The organism is Actinomycetota bacterium (genome assembly GCA_018830725.1).
Lineage (GTDB): Bacteria > Actinomycetota > Humimicrobiia > JAHJRV01 > JAHJRV01 > JAHJRV01.
The window spans coordinates 1-21476 of record JAHJRV010000018.1 but is presented as its reverse complement, the minus strand read 5'-3'; the positions used below and the strand labels follow the sequence as shown (position 1 = coordinate 21476).

At 31.9% G+C, this 21476-nt stretch carries 20 protein-coding genes and 1 tRNA gene; 9 read left to right on the top strand and 12 right to left on the bottom strand.

All coding sequences use genetic code 11. The features are described 5' to 3' along the window. The 5 genes from KKC53_00915 to lon all read left to right on the top strand — a co-directional run. Positions 1-201, top strand: a 201-nt coding sequence (locus KKC53_00915) for a hypothetical protein (GenBank protein ID MBU2597735.1), incomplete at its 5' end; no start/stop codon positions are given. Positions 202-342: 141 nt separating this feature from the next. Then, entirely contained in the window at positions 343-1272 is a 930-nt protein-coding gene (locus tag KKC53_00910) for an arsenical pump-driving ATPase GET3 (protein ID MBU2597734.1), read from the top strand. Beyond that, on the top strand, positions 1259-2245 hold the full coding sequence (locus tag KKC53_00905; GenBank protein ID MBU2597733.1) for an ArsA family ATPase: 987 nt from the start codon (positions 1259-1261) through the stop codon (positions 2243-2245). Before KKC53_00910 ends, KKC53_00905 begins: the two co-directional genes overlap by 14 nt. 35 nt (positions 2246-2280) lie before the next feature. Continuing rightward, a tRNA-Glu gene (locus KKC53_00900) sits at positions 2281-2356 on the top strand. Positions 2357-2523: 167 nt separating this feature from the next. Further along, on the top strand, positions 2524-4926 hold the full coding sequence (gene lon / locus KKC53_00895) for an endopeptidase La (GenBank protein ID MBU2597732.1): 2403 nt from the start codon (positions 2524-2526) through the stop codon (positions 4924-4926). Here the strand turns inward: lon and gcvPB are convergent. The 7 genes from gcvPB to KKC53_00860 all read right to left on the bottom strand — a co-directional run bounded on the left by gcvPB (position 4923) and on the right by KKC53_00860 (position 13089). Next, positions 4923-6374, bottom strand: a complete 1452-nt coding sequence (gene gcvPB, locus KKC53_00890; GenBank protein ID MBU2597731.1) for an aminomethyl-transferring glycine dehydrogenase subunit GcvPB — start codon at positions 6372-6374, stop codon at positions 4923-4925. The genes lon and gcvPB overlap by 4 nt on opposite strands. 97 nt (positions 6375-6471) lie before the next feature. Beyond that, positions 6472-7821, bottom strand: coding sequence for an aminomethyl-transferring glycine dehydrogenase subunit GcvPA (gene gcvPA, locus KKC53_00885; GenBank protein ID MBU2597730.1), 1350 nt, complete (start codon positions 7819-7821; stop codon positions 6472-6474). A gap of 100 nt (positions 7822-7921) precedes the next feature. Next, positions 7922-8302: a glycine cleavage system protein GcvH gene (gene gcvH, locus KKC53_00880; GenBank protein ID MBU2597729.1), complete on the bottom strand. Its 381-nt coding sequence runs from the start codon at positions 8300-8302 to the stop codon at positions 7922-7924. Between the two features lie 176 nt (positions 8303-8478). After that, complete coding sequence (locus KKC53_00875) at positions 8479-9714, bottom strand: methylaspartate ammonia-lyase (GenBank protein ID MBU2597728.1); 1236 nt, start codon at positions 9712-9714, stop codon at positions 8479-8481. A 57-nt stretch (positions 9715-9771) separates the two neighbouring features. Next, the gene (locus KKC53_00870) at positions 9772-11226 is read right to left on the bottom strand and encodes a methylaspartate mutase subunit E (GenBank protein ID MBU2597727.1); all 1455 of its coding nucleotides are present in this window, start codon (positions 11224-11226) and stop codon (positions 9772-9774) included. A gap of 35 nt (positions 11227-11261) precedes the next feature. Next, positions 11262-12650, bottom strand: coding sequence for a glutamate mutase L (locus KKC53_00865; protein ID MBU2597726.1), 1389 nt, complete (start codon positions 12648-12650; stop codon positions 11262-11264). Between the two features lie 13 nt (positions 12651-12663). Continuing rightward, positions 12664-13089 carry a methylaspartate mutase subunit S gene (locus KKC53_00860; GenBank protein MBU2597725.1) on the bottom strand — a complete coding sequence of 142 codons (426 nt, stop codon included), beginning with the start codon at positions 13087-13089 and terminating at the stop codon, positions 12664-12666. Positions 13090-13287: 198 nt separating this feature from the next. Between KKC53_00860 and KKC53_00855 the strand changes: the two genes are divergently transcribed. The 4 genes from KKC53_00855 to KKC53_00840 are packed head-to-tail and all read left to right on the top strand — an operon-like array spanning position 13288 to position 16504. Then, on the top strand, positions 13288-14481 hold the full coding sequence (locus tag KKC53_00855) for an acetate--CoA ligase family protein (protein ID MBU2597724.1): 1194 nt from the start codon (positions 13288-13290) through the stop codon (positions 14479-14481). A gap of 48 nt (positions 14482-14529) precedes the next feature. Further along, positions 14530-15426, top strand: coding sequence for a succinate--CoA ligase subunit alpha (locus KKC53_00850; GenBank protein ID MBU2597723.1), 897 nt, complete (start codon positions 14530-14532; stop codon positions 15424-15426). Between the two features lie 27 nt (positions 15427-15453). After that, positions 15454-15681, top strand: a complete 228-nt coding sequence (locus KKC53_00845; protein MBU2597722.1) for a 4Fe-4S binding protein — start codon at positions 15454-15456, stop codon at positions 15679-15681. Positions 15682-15721: 40 nt separating this feature from the next. Further along, positions 15722-16504 carry a citryl-CoA lyase gene (locus tag KKC53_00840; GenBank protein MBU2597721.1) on the top strand — a complete coding sequence of 261 codons (783 nt, stop codon included), beginning with the start codon at positions 15722-15724 and terminating at the stop codon, positions 16502-16504. 14 nt (positions 16505-16518) lie between these two features. Here the strand turns inward: KKC53_00840 and nifU are convergent, their stop codons facing one another. The 5 genes from nifU to KKC53_00815 form a co-directional block, all read right to left on the bottom strand. Beyond that, complete coding sequence (gene nifU, locus KKC53_00835; protein ID MBU2597720.1) at positions 16519-16917, bottom strand: Fe-S cluster assembly scaffold protein NifU; 399 nt, start codon at positions 16915-16917, stop codon at positions 16519-16521. 99 nt (positions 16918-17016) lie between these two features. Then, positions 17017-18225, bottom strand: a complete 1209-nt coding sequence (locus KKC53_00830) for a 2,3-bisphosphoglycerate-independent phosphoglycerate mutase (GenBank protein MBU2597719.1) — start codon at positions 18223-18225, stop codon at positions 17017-17019. Between the two features lie 102 nt (positions 18226-18327). After that, the gene (locus tag KKC53_00825) at positions 18328-19503 is read right to left on the bottom strand and encodes a DUF362 domain-containing protein (GenBank protein MBU2597718.1); all 1176 of its coding nucleotides are present in this window, start codon (positions 19501-19503) and stop codon (positions 18328-18330) included. A 73-nt stretch (positions 19504-19576) separates the two neighbouring features. Beyond that, positions 19577-20755, bottom strand: coding sequence for a glycine C-acetyltransferase (locus tag KKC53_00820; GenBank protein MBU2597717.1), 1179 nt, complete (start codon positions 20753-20755; stop codon positions 19577-19579). 47 nt (positions 20756-20802) lie between these two features. Next, on the bottom strand, positions 20803-21476 hold a 674-nt coding region (locus KKC53_00815), incomplete at its 5' end, for a zinc-binding dehydrogenase (protein MBU2597716.1).

Sequence of the window (21476 nt, the reverse complement as noted above, 5' to 3'; positions counted from 1 at the left end):
CATGATATGGCTCGTTTTGCTTTAAAAACAAGAGGAAGTATGGAACACCTATTTATTTTAATTACAATGGGTGACCTTCTTGGAGTGCCTATACTTCCACCATATTATTCTCTTAGATTGCTGCCTTATGTTGTTCCACAGATATCAACCTGGAAGAGAAGAATGCTACGTGAAAAAGATTTAACTGATGCTTTAGCATAAACTATTGATATTTAAACCATTAAAAAGATTAGAAACTGTAGAAAAAAAATAAAAAATGGAGAATAATATTATTTTTTAATTGAGGTGATTAAAATTTTATTTAAAAACTTTTTTAAAGAATATCCAGAAAGAAGATATATTATGTTTGGTGGAAAAGGTGGGTTAGGTAAAACAAGCTTTTCTGCTGCAACAGCGTATTATCTTGCAAAAAAGGGGTTTAAGGTCCTTGTTTTTTCAGTTGATCCACAAGCTTCCCTAACAGATATATTCCAAAGAGATATATTTGGAAAGGGAGCTGTCGAGATTATGCCAAATCTTTTCGCTCAAGAAATTGATGCTGATAAAAGAATAAAAGAGTACCAGAATGAGATCAGACAAAAAATATTTGATATGTATAGCTTAGAAAAAATACCAGATGAGATAGAAGACTATATTCAGGCAGCATCTGCTGAACCTGCAATGGAAGAGAGTGCTATATTTGATAAAGTCGTTGATATAGTAGTTAGCGGGGAATATGATTATTATATTTATGACCTTGTTCCTTTAGGACATGCTCTTTATTATCTAAGTATGGCTAGTGTCTATGATGAGTGGATTAGCAAAATTACACATTTAAGAGAAGAGATGAGAGAGTATGATAAAGTAGCTGCATTAATAAAAAGAGATAAGGAATTAGAAGAAGATTTAATACTAAAAGAACTGCAGGATATTAAATATAGAATCAGTACTTCGTCTAGTATCTTAACAGATATGGAAAAGACAGCGTTTTTTTTCGTTCTTATTCCAGAGAAGATGGCTATATTGGATACGAAAAAGGCAGCAAAATTGTTTGCTAAATTTAAAGTACCGCTTCAAGGTTATATAGTAAATAGAATTATTCCAGAAGAACTTATTAATAAGAAAATACCGGAATATCTCAAACATAGAATAGAGATGCAAAAGACTTATACAAAAGAAATAATTGAAACATTTGGTGAAGAGGTGTTAGGTTATATCCCAGAATTTGAAAGAGATATAACTGGACTTGATATGGTAGCTAAAATGGCTGAAGCCATGTATGGAGGTGAATAAATTGATAGAAAAGAGTATTAAACAATTTATCCAGGAACACCCAGACTTAAAATATAACTTTTTTGGTGGTAAAGGTGGAGTTGGAAAAACAGTTCTTGCTGGAACTATGGCTCTCTGGTTGGCACGTCAAGGAAAAAAGACATTACTGGCTTCAACCAATCCAGTTCATAGCCTTACAAGTCTTTTAGGTCAGAATGTGTTTGGAAAACCAACATTAGTAGAGGGTGAAGATAATCTATTTGCATATGAAATAGATACTAAAGATACAATTGAAAAGTCCAAAGAAGAAATTAAGCAGAAAATTAGCTGGTTTTTAAAATTTGCAGATATAAAAACTAAAGCAGATGAATTCGTAGAATCTGCTACTATGAATCCGGCATTTGAGGAATCGGCGATGTTTGAAAATATGATAGACATAATGTTTAAAGATGAATATGAAGTTTATGTTTTTGATACAGCACCTACAGCTAATGCAAGAAGGCTTTTAGGAATGTCGTCTGTTTATGGATTATGGATAAATAAGATGTTAAAGAGTAGAGAGGAAGCTAAAAGTTTAAAAGAACTTCTCTCTTATAGTAAGAAGAAGCAGAAAGATCCACTTCTTGATTACTTGCTCAATTTCCGGGATAGAATAAAACATGCTAAAAAATTACTTACTGATGATAAAAAAACTTCTTTCTTCTTTATAACGCTACCAGAAGCACTTCCAATTGCAGTAATAAAGAGGTTTATACAGTGGTTCAAAGACTTTGGAATACCAGTAGGTGGTGTTGTAGTAAATATGTTAATTGAAAAAGAAACTGTGAAAGAAGATTCTCCTGACTTTGTAAAAAATAGGGTAAAGATGCAAGATGGATATATGAATGAGATTTGGAATAGCTTCACTGATGTAAGAGGGATAGTTCCTCTTTTTGAAACTGAGATTAGAGGAACAAGGATGTTAGAAAGAGCAGCTGATAAACTCTTTGTTTAAATAAAATATTAAAATTTTAATTTATTCTTATGTGTGGAGCATTCGTCTAGGGGCCAAGGACACAGGCCTCTCACGCCTGAAACACGGGTTCGATTCCCGTATGCTCCACCAATTTCATTTTGTATTAATTGATTTTCTGCTTTTTTACCTATATTATTTTTAAATTTTCATTGATTTTTACTGTTTTTTATTAATTATTTGAAAAAAATATACAATTATTTCAAATTTTTGCTAAAATAATAGTGAAAAGACTAAATAATAAAGAAAGGATATAAATAATGAGAGATTCCTTTGACAACCCAAGACTTTTTGAAATTCCAAAATATTTACCGGTAGTTGCAATGATACAATCCGTTGTTTTCCCTCATGTTTCGATTCCTATATTAGTAGGGAGAAAAAAGTCAATTAAGGCATTAGAATTTGCACTCAAAAAAGATAAAATTGTTGCACTCATTACACAAAAAGATAAGGACAAAAGAAGTGTTAATTCCTCTGATTTATACACAATAGGAACTGCTGCAGAAATCAGAAGTACACAGAAACAACCAGATGGAAGTATTAGATGCAATGTAGATGCAATCTGTAGAATAAAAATGATAGACTTTATTCAGGAAAGACCATTCATCTTAGCAAAAGTAGAAAGAATTAAGTCTAAAATATTCCCAATAGAAGATAAGGAAATCGATGAATTAAAAACCTTAATAATGGCTCAAGTAGAACAGATAATTGGATTAGGAGTACCATTTCCTGCTCATCTAACAATACCTGGAATGATAACTATTAGTGATTTGGATAAATTAACAGATATGCTTGCAGCCTATATGTTACCTTCGGAAAAAGAAAAGCAGATTATTTTAGAAACACTTGATTTAAAAGAAAGATTGGGAAAATTAAGTATTTATTTAGATAAAGAGGTAAAAAAATTTCAAGTTCAAAGCAAAATCATTAGTAAAGTTCAAAAAGAAATGGGTAAGACCCAAAGAGATTACTTCCTTCGCCAGCAATTAAAAGCAATACAAGAAGAGTTAGGAGAAGAAGATGAATTAACAGCAGAATTAAAAGAATTAAACACAAAAATTAAAAAAGCAAAGATGCCAAAAAATGCTGAGAAGAAAGCTCTAAAGGAGATAAAAAGACTTAAAACCATACCTCCAGCATCACCTGAATATTCATACATAAGAACATTTTTAGACTGGATGTTAGATATCCCATGGAGTAAAAAAACAAGGGATAAATTGGATATTCCAGATGCTAAGAAAATTCTTGATGAAGATCATTATGATTTAGATAAAGTTAAAGAACACATATTAGATTACTTAGCTGTTAAAAAACTTAAAGGAAAAGCCAGAGGAACAATTCTTTGCTTTATAGGACCTCCAGGAACTGGAAAGACCTCATTAGGCCAATCTATAGCTAGAGCATTAAATAGAAAATTTATTAGAATGTCGTTAGGTGGAATAAGAGATGAAGCTGAAATAAGAGGACACAGAAGAACTTATGTTGGAGCAATGCCAGGAAGGATAATTTCAGGAATGGCTCAAGTGGGAACAGTAAATCCAGTTTTTATGCTTGATGAAATAGATAAAATAGGAGCAGATTTTAGAGGAGATCCATCATCAGCACTACTTGAAGTTTTAGACCCTGAACAAAATAATCAATTTAGAGATCATTACTTAGAAGTTCCTTATGATCTATCTAATGTTTTGTTTATTACAACGGGAAATATTTTAGATACTATCCCACCAGCTTTAATAGATAGAATGGAGACACTAAATCTTCCAGGATATAGTAGAGAAGAGAAACTTCATATTGCCCAAAAATTTTTAGTACCTAAACAGTTAAAAGAGCAAGGAATAGAAAAATATAAGGTTAAATTTTCAGATAATGCACTTTATGGAATTATTGAGGAATATACTGCTGAAGCGGGCGTTAGAAATCTTGAAAGAAGTATAGTCACAATTTGTAGAAAGATTGCAAGAGAAATTGTTTCTAACGAAGAACCGCCCAAGAGAGTCATTTCAAGAAATTTAGAGAAATATCTCGGAGTTCCTAAAATCTATCCAAGTGAAATAGAGAAAAAAAATATGATTGGAATAGCAACTGGATTAGCCTGGACACCTTATGGTGGAGATATAATATTAGTTGAAGCAACTCTATTTCCAGGAGATGGGAAAATAACATTAACTGGACAACTTGGAGATGTTATGCAGGAATCTGCAAAAGCCTCATTAAGTTATATTCGAAGTAGAGCTGAAAAATTAAAAATTGACAATAAAAAATTCAAAGATTTTGACCTTCACCTACATATACCAGCTGGAGCAATTCCTAAAGATGGTCCCTCTGCTGGCATAACAATGGCTACAGCTATGGCATCAATTTTTCAAAATAGATCTGTAAAACACGATGTTGGAATGACAGGTGAGATAACTTTGCGAGGGAGAGTTCTTCCAATCGGAGGATTAAAATCTAAAATATTAGCAGCTCAAAGGGCAGGATTAAAGATAGTAATTTTACCAGAAAAAAATAAAAAAGACCTGAAAGATATACCAAAATCTGTTAAGAAAGCTTTAGATATAAAATTTGTTAATAATGTAGATGAGGTCTTTGATATAGCAATAGAAAAAGAAAAGGTAATAAAGAAAAAACCAGTCACAGAAAAGGCTAAATATATCTCAGCTTAGTTAAAATCATATTTTAATATAAGGTCTTTTACTGCTTTAACTTCATCTAATCTCTTTACAGGAGTCTTGTGTGGGGCAGATTTTAAAATTTCTGGATTTTCGTCTGATTCCTTTGCTATTTGTATCATCGCTTTAATAAACATATCCAGAGTCTCTTTATTTTCTGTTTCTGTTGGCTCTATCATAATTGCTTCATTTACAATCAGAGGAAAATAAATTGTTGGTGGATGAAAATCAAAATCCATTAATCTTTTAGCAATATCTAAAGCTCTTATTCCCCTTTCTTTCTGCCAAATTGCTGAGATGACAAATTCATGCATACAAATTTCTGGATATGGAAGATGATAATATTTACTTAAATGTTTCTTTAAATAATTTGCATTTAAAACTGCTAATTGACTCGCCCTTTTTAACCCTTTTGCCCCTAAAGAGAGAATATATGCATAAGCTTTAATTAATACATTAAAATTCCCATAAAAAGCTTTTACTTTGCCAATTGAATCTTTTCTATCATAGTCAAGATAATATCTTCCTTTATTATTTAACTCTACAGTAGGGATAGGAAGAAATTTAGAAAGTTCTTTAGTTATTCCAATAGGACCTGAGCCTGGTCCTCCACCACCATGTGGTGTAGAGAATGTTTTGTGAAGATTGAGATGAACAATATCAAAACCCATATCCCGTGGCTTGGATACTGTCATTATAGCGTTTAGATTTGCTCCATCATAATATACTAAACCACCTATATCATGAACCATCTTTGAGATTTTCAAAATATTTTCATCGAAAAATCCTAATGTGTTTGGATTTGTTAACATCAATCCAGCAGTTTCTTTATCTAAAAGTTCATTTAATTTTTTTAGATCCACTTTACCATTTTCATCTGAATCAACTGCAACAGCATTATAACCTGCCATAGTAACACTTGCTGGATTAGTACCATGAGCTGAATCTGGGATTATAATATTTTTTCTTTTATTACCTTTTTCTCTATGATAAGCATCTATAATAAATAAACCTGTTAATTCTCCATGAGCTCCAGCTGATGGCTGCAATGTGAATTTATCCATACCTGTTATTTCACATAAAAGAACATCTAACTCATACATGAGCTGGAGAGCACCTTGTATATCTTCTTCACCTTGATATGGGTGAATATTGACAAAATTCTCTAGCCTGGATATCTCTTCATTGATTTTCGGGTTATATTTCATGGTACATGATCCCAAAGGATAAAACCCATTATCAACTCCAAAATTCTTCTTTGAAAGCTTATTATAATGTCGAATCAACTGTGGTTCACTTATTTGAGGTAATTCAGGAGCTTTTTTGCGTTTTAAATTATCTGGAATATCAATCTCTATAGAAGAAATTTCATTTGGTACAGTTGGTAAAATTTGTTTACCTTTTTCTAAATAGGGTATTTGAAATATTAACCTATCATTCATATCTAAAAACCTTTAAAATTTAATATATTTTTATATGTAGGGCAACCCTTTAGGGTTGCATTATTAAGCAAGGCTAAAGCCTTGCCCTACATTTAATTTATTTTACCTTTAATGCTTTGTTTAATGTATCTATTAATAAATCCATCTCATCTTTTGTTCTTTTTTCTGTAACAGCAAAAAGGTATCTTTTTTTGAGAGATGGGTACCATTCTTCTAAACATATTGGTCCTAAAATTCCTTTTTTTGATAATATTTTTTTCAATTCAGTTGAATCCAAATCAATGTAAACAACAAATTCATTGAAAAATTTAGAATTAAACGTTTGGTCTATTCCTTTAATAGCTACTAATTTTTGAAAAAGATAATGAGCATTTTTATAGCAAAGTTCTGCAATTTCATATAAACCATCTCTTCCAACATATGAAAGATAAACACAAGCTGCTAATACATTTAGAGATTGGTTTGAACATATATTTGAAGTAGCCTTTTCTCTTCTGATATGTTGTTCTCTTGTTTGAAGGGTGAGAACATAGCCAATATTTCCAGCACTATCCACTGTTTGACCTACAATTCTACCAGGTGTTTTTCTTAAATATTTCTTTTTACAAGTTAAAAATCCAAACGATGGTCCTCCAAATGATTGTGGATTACCTAAGATTTGACCATCTCCAACAACAATATCAGCTCCAAAATCAGCTGGGGGTTTAAGTAATGCTAAAGATAATGGATTAACACAAGCGATAGCCAAAGTATTACTACCCGATAAAATTGGAAATATCTCATCTATGGGTTCTAAATTCCCAAGAAAATTTGGTTGAGGAATTATTAAACATGAATACTCATCTATTAAATTTTCTTTTATTTGCCCCTTATCAGTAATACCATCTTTCATAGGAATTTCAAAAACCTCTATTTTTCTTGGCTTCATATAGGTTTTTAGTACTTGACGATATTCTGGATGCATAGTTTCTGATATTAAGATTTTTTTCTTCTTATTTATAGATATAGCCATATTTGCAGCTTCTGCAACAGAAGTTGCACCATCATAAAGTGAGATGTTAGAGATATCCATGCCAGTTAATTCACACATCATTGTCTGATACTCAAACATGGATTGTAAAATTCCCTGACTTAATTCTGACTGATATGGAGTATAAGCAGTATAAAACTCTGGTTTGGAGATTATGTAATTTACAACAGAAGGTATAAAGTGATCATAGTTACCTGCTCCAAGAAATGAAATTTTATTATCTGTACTTATATTTTTTTTACTTATAAATTTTAACCTTCCTAAAAGCTCAATTTCACTTAGTGGTTCAGGTAATTTTAGCTCTTTTTTTTGTTTAATTTCGTCTGGAATATTGTTATACAAATCCTTCAAAAATTTTATCCCCAAAAAAGAGAGCATTTCCTTGATTTCTTTATTAGAATGTGGAGTATAATCCATAATATATCCAGTAAAAATATTATTAATAATTAATACAGATACAAAGATTTATATTGAAGATTTAGATTAAATACCAAATATTTGTTTTAAATTTATTCTTTTACTCTGCTGTAGATTTCTGATATTCTTCAGCAGATATCAAATCTTTTATCTCGTCTGGGTTATTCATCTCGATTTTAACCATCCAACCTTCACCATATGGATCCTGATTTATTATTTCAGGTGCATCTATAACAGCATCGTTTACTTCCACTATTTTACCAGTTACTGGTGAGTATACATCTGAAACTGATTTTACTGATTCAATTGTAGCAAATGGTACATTAGCTTCAACATCTGTACCAACTGGTGGAAGTTCTAAAAATACTATATCTCCCAATGCATCCTGAGCATAATCGGTTATTCCCACAATTACTATATTTCCTTCTACCCTTGCCCATTCATGATCCTTTGAATAATAAAGTTCCTCTGGAAAATCCAATTTTCTCCTCCTTCATTCTTCTTTTTATTTTTTTTCATTAAGAATTTAAACTCTCATAAATACAAAAAATCTAATTTCAAAATATTTCTTAATTTTTTAAAAAATCAGTGATATTTATAATTTATAAATTATAATCTAAAAAATTTTAATATTCATTTATTAATAATATTTCAATCTTATCTATTTTTTATAAGTGTAAGGGTTCTATTCATTTCATTGTTTATTAACATCACAGCCTCATCTACTCCCATCCCAGGTTTTGCAAGAATCTGACATGGTCCTGTTGCTAAAGCTATATGAGCACATATTCGAGCACTACGATCCGTTTCATTACAACTTCCACCAAGATATGCTCCTACACCATGTTTCTTACAAAATAAAATAGCTTCTATAGTATTATTTATTCCTCCCAAATCTGGAGCCTTAATCTGAATCATATCAGCAGCCTCTCCATGTACAAAGTCTTTAATGTCCTCAAATGTATTACACCACTCGTCAGCTATTATTTCAGTCTTACTTCCTATTTTCTTTAATTCTGTTCTTAACTCTCGCATAGATTTTATCTGGCCTTCTTTACTTCCTGCATCAACAGGTCCCTCAATCCTGAGATGATATGGTTGAGAGATCCGTTCTAAGTTCATGATATATTTTGCAATTGTTTCCATATCATTATTAAATGCCTGTCCAAATGTTCCATAAACATCAAGATGAAATATAGGATTATAATCAGGTTTACCTAATTGAACCACTCTTGTTCTAAGCCATGATAGATAATCCATTAATTTCTCCCCTCTCCTGCCTAACTTCTCTTCAACATTGTTTATCAGTCCATGAGGAAGAACTTGAATTCCCTTTATTATCATTTTATCTGCATTGTTATACCTATCATCCCCACTCTGAGCAAATATTGGAACTGGTTTCCCTTGAATTTCTATACCATATTCTTGGCATATTACCTCAGCCATAGTAATATGCTTTTTTCTTGAAACAGCATTTAAAATAGCCTGGGTTATTCCATATCGAAGTGCAGTATGTAATCGTTCTCCATCAACTTTTAAATTATCTAACTCTTCAGCCATATTCTTGAAATTTTCTATCTCACGTTCAACCATTAATGGTGCAATTTTCTCATTTATAATAGGAAGATAATCATCAGCTAAAAAAAGTGCATCTCTACCAGCTGCTCCAGAGTACTGAACAGCTACACAATCACCGTATGCAATTCTACCTTCATCCAAAACTAACATGACTGAAATGCTTTCACCAGCAATCCTTATTGTACTAAAGCCTGGAGTAATAGGTTCTCCTGAATAGGCGAACCCATCATGTTTTGCATGAGATTTTATAGCTGCTTGATCATCATAATAGAAACCTGCAAATCCCTTTGAAGCAACTACTTTTTTTATTTTCATTATTTATTAACCTCCCCTTCTAATGAAGTTATAAAATTTTTTAAAGTTAATAAAAATTTATTTTTCTGGTCTTCCAACTAAATAACCTCTGCTTATAGCATATATATCATCCACTACCATTTTAAATGATGGTTTCCTATTTTCAGCTTTTCCCCTTTCCTCTAACTTTTTTTTGTGAAAATTTCTTATTTTTTTTGAGAAAGGTAGATTTCCAACATTCAGTAATCTGATGGAACCATTATTATCTCTTATTGGAATTATTTTTCCTTTGGTAAAACGACTCGGAGCGAATGGAATATCAATTACTCCCGCTTCAAATCCTCTTACCAGACCAATTGCAATATCACCATTTCCTAAATTCAATACTACCTTTAAGATAGATCTTGTCTCTTCTTCTATAATATCAATCTCTTTTTCAATCGATTCCATATCTAATAGCTTCTGATCTTTAACCATGTTTAAAATCTGTTTCGTTGCTCTAAGCCCAAGAGCATTTGCTTCTTTAGTAGGAATACCATATGCCTCATGTGGGGTTTTTACAATAACTTTTGTTGCACCTCCAAGACCAGCAGCTGCTGCTCCCCATGAAATTACAGCAAATGCTTCAGCTTCATCTTGAGGGAACCCTCCCATCCATTGATGAAATACTGTAGTTACTAAAATATCAGTAAATCCAAATTCTTTTAGATACTGCTCTGTTATAATTGACAATGATTTTATAGAAGCTATATCCTGAATCAAATTTCCACACTGTCCATATCCAACACTTATACTTTTTACACCTTGAGCTGCAGCAAGTAATGCTTCTGCAATAGAAACTGCATGGGAGATACATGGAGGAACTAAAGTTCCTGTTAAGGGTCCAAAAGATTCCCTATTTATAGATACACCATTATCTTGATAATATCCTATTAATCTATCAACATATTGCCAATTTCTAATACTTGTCTCAATTGGAACATTTTTTGAATAAGGAATATTATAAGTTATGGCTCCACCTTCAAAATCTGTAAAACCTCCTGCCAAGGTTATCTCTGCTAATAATCTTGAATCAGGAGTTCCGTGACGAACTTCAACTGGTACATTAACAGACTCACAAACTTTCCTACAACCTTTAACTCCATGATTTACAGCAGGAAAACCATTTAACATCGACCTGCCCAACCTGATACTCTCCTCTATTCCTTTCTGGGCTTCCTCATATTTATTTAACCTGGTATAGCTGTCAATAGTAGTTGGTAGGAGGTCAGCCATCCCCTCCTTTTCTAAAAATCGAAGAAGTTCAATATGGTCATCTATTAAAGCAACTCCTGCCCTTGGTTGAGTTAAGGTTCTTCCCTCATTTTTTGCTTTTTCAAGAACCCATTTTGAAACTTTGTTTTTTGGAATGGCTCTATGATAATTTATCGATTCCTTTAAATCTACTTGAGAACCTGTTGGCCAGCTCTTTAGTACTTCTTTTCTCTTTTTAAGAAATTCTTCTTCTTCCCACCTGATATTTTTTATCTCCAATCCTCATCACCCAATATATTCTAAATTCTTTATTTTTATATATAAATGAGATTCTTTTTTAATAACCTTAAAGCTAAGTCTGGCATTTTTTGAGCTAAAAGTCCAACAGCAAACATTATATAATATTTATCTAATAAAAATTTTGGAGATTTTGGCTTCAATATGTATGGCTCATCTTCATCAAATATAGATTTTTCCAAAATAGACTTTGGATTCTTATCTTTTATCACACCCCCACCAGTTCCTAATACAGTAGGGATATCTCTTAAATCTTTTCCATATAAAATATTTACTGGACCTATTGGTGTATATTTTGTTTGAAACTTTCCTACATGCCTATTTATTGCAATTTTAGTAGATATTGCAGATAGTAACTTATCTACCTCAATATCTTTCTCGTCTTTAGCAATAAAATTAATATTTCTTGATAGCTTTTCAACTTCCTTATCCAAGTTCTTTAATTTTATTTTCCATTTCTTCATAAAATTTTCCTTTTTGGCTGTATTTAAAAGATTCATAGCACTAAAGCGAATTCCTAAATCACCCTCAACTGTTCTTTTTGTATAAGGTTGAGGAAGACCCTTTACAACAAAACTACCTGTACCTGGTAGTCCTAATGAATATGAGCAAACATCAGTAGTAGCTCCACCAACATCAATTAACATTAAATCCCCAATACCTTCCTCATTATCTGTACCTTTTGCTAATAATTCTCCAGCTTTTAAAACAGCTGATGGGGTAGGCATTAAGACACTCGATAAGAAATCCATCCTTTTTGAAAGACCTTTTGCTTTGATTATATTTGATAGAAAGAGTTTTCTTATTAATGCTTTAGCTGGTTCTATATTTAAATAATTTAACTCAGGTAAGATATTTTCTATTATCGATACAAACTTTTTATTTTCTTTTAAAATTCTCTTTGCTATAGTTGCTGAACATTTATTCCCAGCATAAACAATTGGAACATCTATCTTTAGTTGGCTTAAAACCTTTGCATTATGAATTATTACCTTCTCATTTCCTCCATCAGTTCCACCTGAAAGCAGTATTAAGTCCGGTTTTAAAATTTCAATTTCATCTCTTTCGTCTGCAGTTAATTTATAGCTGTAAATTTTTAAAACTTTTCCACCAGCTCCTAAAGCTGCGATTTTAGCTGCTTGTGAAGTTAAGAGGGGAACTAAGCCTACCGCTACAATTTTTAAACCTCCAGCAGCACTACTACAAGCTAATTTTAAATCATAATCTTCATCTTTTTTAGATATCTTTTTATTCAATACATCTAATGCATCTTGAAATCCAATCATCACATCAGTTTCTACTGTTGTTGGATAATATGAACTCCCTAAGAATATTTCTTTTTCTAAATCTATTGCTACCAATTTGGTAAATGTACTTCCAAAATCGATTAAAAGAGCTGTTCTCAAAATAAAAAATCTCCTACTTATTTTTAAAATCTTTTTTTATGTCATCAATTAATTGCTGAGGAGATGTTCCAGGAGGATAAGCCCTGTTAAATCCCATCTCTTCAAAAATCTTTTTAACTTCAACAAAATCCTGCTTTCCTACAACTAAATTTCCACCAACATATAATGGGATATCACCAATTCCAGCTTCAATACATTTTTCCCTCATTCCTCTGCAATCTATTTCACCATGACCATATAATGATGAAACAACAATCAAATCTGCTGCAGTTTCAATTGCAGCATTTATAAAATCCTCTTGAGAGGAGAGAACTCCAATATTTATTACTTTAAATCCTTCTTCAGTCAATACATTTTCGAGTATTTTATTTCCAACTGCATGAACATCAGAGCCAATTACACCAAGTACTATTTTTAATTTTCTTTTCCTTACAACCATTTATAAAATAACCTCCTATTGTAATATTTAAAACCCTAAATAGTAGTGAATTAGTTATTATTCTACATTTATTTATTTTTCGTGTAAAATTATTCTACTTGTTTTATAAATATATATCTCAATTTGACCTAAAATAGGAGAAGAGTAATACCAATCATATTACCTTAAGAAGTTTTATTATTAAGGATTGAGTCATTAATGAAATTATATGAGTATGAAAGCAAAATTATATTTAAAAAAGAGGGTATCCCCATACCTGAGGGTTATTTAGCTTCAACTCCAGATGAAGTAGAAAAGATTGTAGAGAATCTTAAAAAAGAAGTTACTATAAAAGCTCAAATTTTAGCTACTGGTAGAGGAAAGGCTGGAGGAATATCATTTGCAAAAAACCCCAAAGAGGCAAAACAATTAGCAAGAAAGCTATTTTCATTAAAAATAAAGGGATTTGAAGTAAGAAAGGTTTTAGTAGAAGAAAGATTATTTCCATCTGCTGAGCTTTTTCTTGGAATAACTTATGACATATCTCAAAAAACTGCTGTAGTAATTTCATCTTCTCTTGGTGGTATTGACATCAATGAAGTAGCTAAAAAATATCCAGAAAAGGTTTTTACTTTACCTGTTAATATGATCTGGGGAATTCAAAACTATCAAGGAAAATTACTTGCAAAAAATATGGGGCTGAAGTCAAAAGATATGTTTAAGGCTGCAGGTATTGCTGTTAAATTATTTAATATTTTTAAAAAATATGATTGTGATTTAGCAGAAATAAATCCTTTGATATTGACTCAAGATGGAGAATTGATTGCAGCAGATGCCCATTTAGAACTTGAACAGGAAGCTCTTTATAGACATAAAGAATTAGAGCAATTAGGAATACCAATCAGGAAAGACAGCCCAAGAATTCCTACAAAGTTTGAAATAGAAGCAGAAAAAATTGATAAGATTGACCACAGAGGTGTTGCAGGCAGAGTTGTTGAGTTTGATGGAGATTTGGGATTATTAATCGGAGGAGGTGGGGCATCCCTTACTATCTTTGATGCTATAAGATATCATGGTGGAAAACCAGCAAATTATTGTGAAATTGGTGGTAACCCTACAGTTAAGAAAGTAAAAGAACTAACAAAACTGATTCTAAAAAAACCAGACATAAAAGGATTAGCAGTTATAACTAATGTTTTAAATAACACCCGAGTAGATCTTGTGGCAAGAGGAGTAATTTTAGCAATGGTTGAATTAGATATAAATCCAAGTGAATATCCAGTTTTATTTAGAAGTGCAGGTGCATATGAAGAGGATGGATACAGAATTCTTAAAAAATACAAAATAAAATATATGGATAGGAGTTATTCTATAGATCAAGCTGCAAAAGCAGCAGTTGAAATGATTTCCTAATTAAAGATAATAAATGATTGATTTATTTTTTTATAAATGGAGAGATAATTGAGTATTTTAATAGATGAGAAAATAAGAGTTTTGGTTCAGGGAATTACAGGGAGAGAAGCATCATTATTTACTAAATATATGCTTGATTATGGTACTAATGTGGTTGGTGGTGTAACTCCAGGAAAAGGAGGACAGACTATTCATGGAATCCCTGTTTTTGATTGTGTTAATGATGTAGTGAAAAACTTTATAGCAAATACATCAATCATATCTGTACCTCCTCCTTTTGCAAAAGATGCTGCATTAGAAGCAATAGACGCAAATATAAAGCTTATTGTAATTTTTACTGAGAGAATCCCAAAAAAAGATGTAGTTTTGATTTTAGATTTTGCAGAACAAAAAGGTACAAAAGTTATAGGACCAAACTCATTAGGAATAATTTCACCTGGTAAATCTAAGGTTGGAGCTATTGGCGGACCACAAATTGAAACAAAAAAATCATATATGATAGGTCCAGCTGGAATTGCTTCTACTAGTGGTGGAATGACAACAGAGCTTGCAAATTTATTAACCAGTAATGAAATAGGACAAAGTACATGCATCAGTGTTGGTGGGGACCCAATTGTTGGAATGACATTTAGAGAACTACTCCCTCTTTTTGAAAAAGACACTCAAACAAAAGTTGTTGTTCTTTTCTGTGAACCTGGAGGTACACAAGAAGAGGATGCGGCTAGATATATAATTGAACATTCATATTCTAAACCTGTAATAGCTTTTATAGGTGGAAGATTTGTTGATGAGATGCCTGGAATGAGATTTGGACATGCTGGTGTCATTGTGCAAAAAGGAAAGGGAACAGCTAAAGGAAAAATTGAAGCATTTAAAAGAGCTGGCGTATTGGTAGCAGATACGCTAACTCAATTAGTTGATTATGTAAAAGAATCATTAAGCTAAAAATATTATATTTTTATGGTGAAAATTATGGGAATGTTTGTAAAAGTAGAAATTAATAATAATAAATGTAAAAAAGTTAAAAATTGTAAAATATGTGAAGAGGTTTGTCCTGTTGAAATTTTTAAATTTGAAAAATTAGAAGAGAATAATGGAATAATTTCAGTTATTGAGGAAAATGAAGATGAATGCGTATTTTGTAATCTTTGTTTAGAAAAATGCCCTCAAAAAGCAATCACTATAAAAAAATTATATTAGAGAATTTAAATGTAAAAGCTCTTGATTTTCAGGAGGGAAAATGAAAGAGAAGAAATTTGAGTGGAGAACAGCTATATCCAAAGTTGAACCTAACAAAATCATAATTAGAGGTTATGCTTTAGATAAAATTATAGGAAAAAAGAGTTTTTGTGAAGTTGTATATCTTCTATGGATGGGAAAATTTCCTACTAAAGAAGAGGGTAAAATGATGAATGCAATGTTAGTGTCAGGCTGCGATCATAGCTTAGCTGCTCCATCTGCTGATGCAACAAGATTTGTAGCATCATCAGGTGTTCCCCTGCAAGCGAGTGTAGCATCAGGTATTATAGCATTAGGTGAATATCATGGAGGTTCAATTGAGGGATGTGCAAAGATTCTCCAAGAAGGAGTAAAAGAGAGTGAAAAACAAAATAAAACTTTATCACAAATAGCTGATGAAATAGTACAGAAACATCACTTGCAAAAGAAAAGGGTACTTGGATTTGGTCATCCATACCATAAATCTGATCCAAGAACTAAGAAATTATTAAAATTAGCAAAAGATCTCAAAATTTATGGAGGGCATTGTAAGCTAGTATCTGAGATTGAGCAATCTATTAAAAATATGTTAAATAAAAAAATAATTCTAAATGTAGATGGAGCAATTGCATCTATCATATCAGATATGGGATTTCCTTATAAATATGGTAAGGGTTTTTATATTGTATCAAGGGCTGCTGGACTTGTTGCTCATGCAATTGAACAAGAAGAAAGGGAAAAACCTTTTAAAGCTGTGCCGCTTGATCAGATAATTTATGATGGTCCCGAAGAAAGAAGTCTATAGTTTTCTTAAATTAATTATTTAGATTTAATTTCTCTATTTAATTTACCTGCTTTTTTTCTATAGTTTTCAATAGCTTTTTTTAATGCTTTTGCTCCTAAGTTAGAGCAATGAAATTTCTGGGGTGGTAAACCTCCCAACATTTCAGCTACTTTTTTACTGGTTATTTTCTCAGCCTCATCTAAGTTCATACCCTTTGCAGTTTCAGAAACAATAGATGAAACTGCTATTGCAGCTCCACATCCAAAAGTCTTAAATTTTATATCCTCTAATTTATTGTTTTTTACCTTTATATAAAAAGTCATAAGATCACCACAGATAGGGTTACCAACCTCCCCTATTCCGTCAGCATCCTCTATTTCTCCCACATTTCTTGGATTTAAAAAATGATCCATAACTATTTTGCTATATGGCATTTCTAATCATCAATCTTATCAATTATTAATTTTATTTTTTCTACTTATTTTTTTTACAAGATATATTATAAAATAAAAGGCAAATTACATATTAATTATCTACGCACCAAATTTTTTCAATCTATTAGCACAAGCCAAAGCAAGTGGCATTAAATCTGTTGTTGGTTTTAATCCTAATATTCCATTTGCACAGCTTATTTCATCAAATTTTGTAACTGAATCCTTTCTTGCATAAATTGATTTAATCACTACAGGAACAGGATGCCAACTATGATACCTAAGCAATGCAGGTGTAGAATGATCAGATGTAACAACCAAAACATCTGGGTTCAGTTCAACAATCTCAGGAATCATAGCATCAACTTTCTCTATTTCTTTTACTTTTGCATCAAAATCTCCATCCTCACCAAAACTATCTGTCTTTTTTATATGAAAGAAGAAGAAATCATACTTATCATAATTCTTTTTTAAAGCTTCAATTTGACTATCTAATCCTGATATATTTTTTGCTATTTCCATTCCTAATAATTTAGCCATTCCTTTGTACATTGGGTACTCAGCAATTGCTAAGGCTTTTAAACTATACCTCTCTTTTATTGATTTAAAGGGAATATATTTATCAAATCCTCTTAAAAGAATCATATTTGCAAGTTTCTCATCAGCTAAGATAATTCTTACTTGCGATATAAAATCAGAAACAATTTTTGCAGTTTTTTTGGAACGAGTGTTTGTTGCTTTCGGCTGAAGTGGAACTACACCTATTTTTTGAGGATCTGTATCTACTAAATCTCCCCAAAGATCATCACCTCTTAAAATAAGCACTGCCCTATAATCTTTCTCTGGGTATAGAAAAAATTTAATAGATGGATCTAATTTAATATTTTTCAATATCTTTTCACAAAGTTTTTTATTAAGTTCAGTTTTTATCCTTCCTGCTCTTCTATCTAAGACTCTACCTTTTTCATCTACTGTTGCGAAATTTACTCTCGCTGCAACATCATCTGATGTGAGATTAAATCCTGTTCCAAGAGCAGATAAAATACCTCTTCCCATATTATTTTTTATAGGATCGTATCCAAAAAGTGCTAAATGTGCAGGACCACTTCCAGGAGTAATTCCAGCACCAATTGGCTCCAATAAACCGCATGATGACTCTGTAGCTAATGCATCCAGATTGGGTGTGTTTGCAATTTGCAATTCTGTTCCCTTACCACCTGGTAAAGCCAATCCTCCTACTCCGTCAATAACTACCAATATAATTTTTGATTTTTCAGCTTTTATTAATGAATCAATAAATTCTTCTCTCAAAATTCCACCTCTCAATTTTTTAAAATACAATTAAAAATATATGAGATTGCTTCGAGACTTCGTCTCTCGCAATGACAAGATAAATAAAGCACCTATTTAAAATTAGGATTTTAATGAAATCATTTTTAAAAGGAAAGGTTTTTTTAATCCCACTGCTTTTTCCGGACACAGTTCGTGACAGCAATAACATCTGATACATTTTTTCAAGTCAATATTAGCTTTTTTCTTTACATCTTTATCTATTGACATTTTATTTATTGATATTAACTTCATAGCATTTACCGAGCAATTTTTTATGCATACTCCACAACCAATGCAATTTGATTTAATAATAGGTGTTGAGTTTAAATTTTTTATAGCCCATTTGCGAATAACTGGTGGATAAAACCAAAAATCCCTTCGTTCAGTTGGATGTGGTTTAAAATCTAATACTCTTACTGAATTTATATCTTCTCCAACAATCTCTATATCTGAAATCTCTCCACTAATCATACCTCTATCTATGGCAGCTTTTAAAGTTGGTACTTTCAATGGATTCACACCTATAATATAGGTTGCAACTAAATCCAAACAGACTGCATCATCACTTGCTAGTATCAATCCTACCTTTTTAGCATCACCAGCTGATGGTCCGCTCCCTTCCATTGCAATTACTGCATCCATTATGTTGAGTGCTGGTTTTGTTAAAATATATAAATCAAGCAACATCTGTGAGAAATGGTCTACATTTTGAAACATTGTATGAAATCCAATTTTTTTAAGACCTGGTATTAATCCAAATAAGTTTTTAACAGCTCCAGTTATATAAGTAAAACCGTGAGTTTTTAGCTTAGAAATAGAGATAATCTTATCTGCTTTGGAAACTGCATCTATTATTTCAAAAGATTTTACTATTAGTCCTTCTGGATTAGGTTTGGTAGAGTAATTTGTATTCCAATTTAGCTTAGCACCTGTTTCATTTGAAACATCTGTTAATCCAGAAATTTTATAAACTTTAGAGAGAGAATTTTTTGTAAATGTACCACCAGGGCTATCTCCAATAGTAACTTCGGCACCCAAATTTCTAACAAGTTTTGCAACTGATTTAATTAAAGCAGGATATGTTATTATTAGACTTTCAGGTAAACTTGCTCTTAAAAGATTTGGTTTTATTAATACTTTATCTTTTTCATTTATAAAATTTGAAATTCCACCCAATAAATTTATGGATTTTTCTACTGCTTTTTTTACTACATCTTCTTCATAATTTTCACATTTTACAATTGCAACTTTACTCATTTTTTAATTATAGACCCCATTCTTGTAAAGTCTTGTCCTACCTTATTAAAGTTTTAATAAATAAAATTCACTTTTAAATTATAGCTAACTCTTTTCCAACTTTCTCAAACTTCTCTAAAGCAATGGAAAGGTCATCTTTTGTATGAGCAGCTGTTACAATTGTTCTTATTCTCGCTTTTCCCCTTGGAACTGTGGGAAAACTTATACTTTGTCCAAATATAGCCTCTTCAAGAAGCCTATCACTCATTTTCACAGCTATTGAAGCCTCTCCCACAATAACAGGAGTGATAGGTGTTTCACTTATACCTGTATCAAATCCTAAATTCTTTAGTTCTCCTTTAAAAAAGTTCACATTTGACCAGAGAGTGTCTAATATTTCTGGTTCATTTTCCAATACATCTATTGCTGCCAAGATTGATGCTGGGACACTTGGTGGATGGGACGTGCTAAATAAAAATGGTCTTGAAAAATGAATAAGATAATCTCTAAGTGATTTGCTCCCTGCTATATATCCTCCCATACAACCAATTGCTTTAGAAAGAGTTCCCATCTGTATATCAATTCTTCCATGTAAATTAAAGTGATCAACTGTTCCTCTCCCGTTCTTGCCCAATACTCCACTTGCATGAGCATCATCCACCATAGTTATTGCCTCATACTTTTCACCTAACTCAGCGATATTTGGAAGAGGACATATATCACCATCCATACTAAAAACACCATCAGATACAATAAGCTTCTTTCCAGTTCCCTTATACTCTTTGAGTAAGTTTTCAAGGACCCCCATGTCCTTATGAGGATAAACTTTAATCTCTGCTCTACTCAACCTGCAACCATCTATTATGCTAGCGTGATTAAATTCATCAGAAAATATTACATCATCTTTTCCCATTATGGATTGAATTGTTCCTTGATTAGCAAGTCCCCCTGATTGAAAAAGTACCACTGCTTCTGTTTTCTTAAACTCTGCAATTCTTTCCTCCGATTTCTTATGAATATCTAATGTACCTGCGATAGTTCTAACTGCTCCAGAACCAACCCCATATTTTTCTATAGCTTTTAAAGCTGCTTCCTTTAACTTAGGGTGGGTATTAAGACCAAGATAATTGTTTGAGGATAGATTTATTACCTCTTTTCCTCCTATTTTTACTCTTGGACCTTGAGCTCCCTCTATAACTGTAAGCTCTCTGAATATTTTATTTTTCCTTAAATTATCAAGAGCTTCATCCAAAAATTTCATGTGGTGACTCATTTACAACACCTCCTATTAATACATTATTTTTATTTTAAAATGATATTTTACGGAAATAATAATATTTTTGCTGCTTTTCTCTCCTCAGACATCATTAGCTCGAAGCCTTTTTTAAACTCCTCCAAAGGAAATTTATGTGTAATAACAGGAGATATGTCAATCCGCTTTGATTCAAGTAGTCCAGCAACTCTATACCAAGTGTCAAACATCTTCCTCCCGGATATTCCAACAATATTTGCTCCCTTAAAAATAATATCATTTGCAAGATCTATTTCAACTTTTCCCGAAGGAATACCAAACGCTGTAAATCTCCCTCCTTTTTTTAAAACTGAAAGGCCTTGATTTATAGCATCCTGACTACCTGTCATTTCAATAACTACATCTACTCCCTCTCCATCAGTAATTTCTGTTATTAATTTTACAATATCGTCATCTGGATATTTCAATATATGATCAGCTCCCATCTTTTTAGCAATTTCCATTCTGAATTCGTGCTTTCCAACAGATATTATTTCTGATGCTCCTGAAACTTTTGCAACTCCTGCTGCAAATAGACCAGTTGGTCCACAACCAAAAATTACCACTTTTTTACCTGTAACACCTCCACCTTCCAAAGTTGCATAAACAGAGTTACCCAAGGGTTCCTGAACTGATGCAAATTCAAACGGTATCTTTTCAGAATTTTTCCATGCACATACTTCAGGAAGAGCTACATAATCTG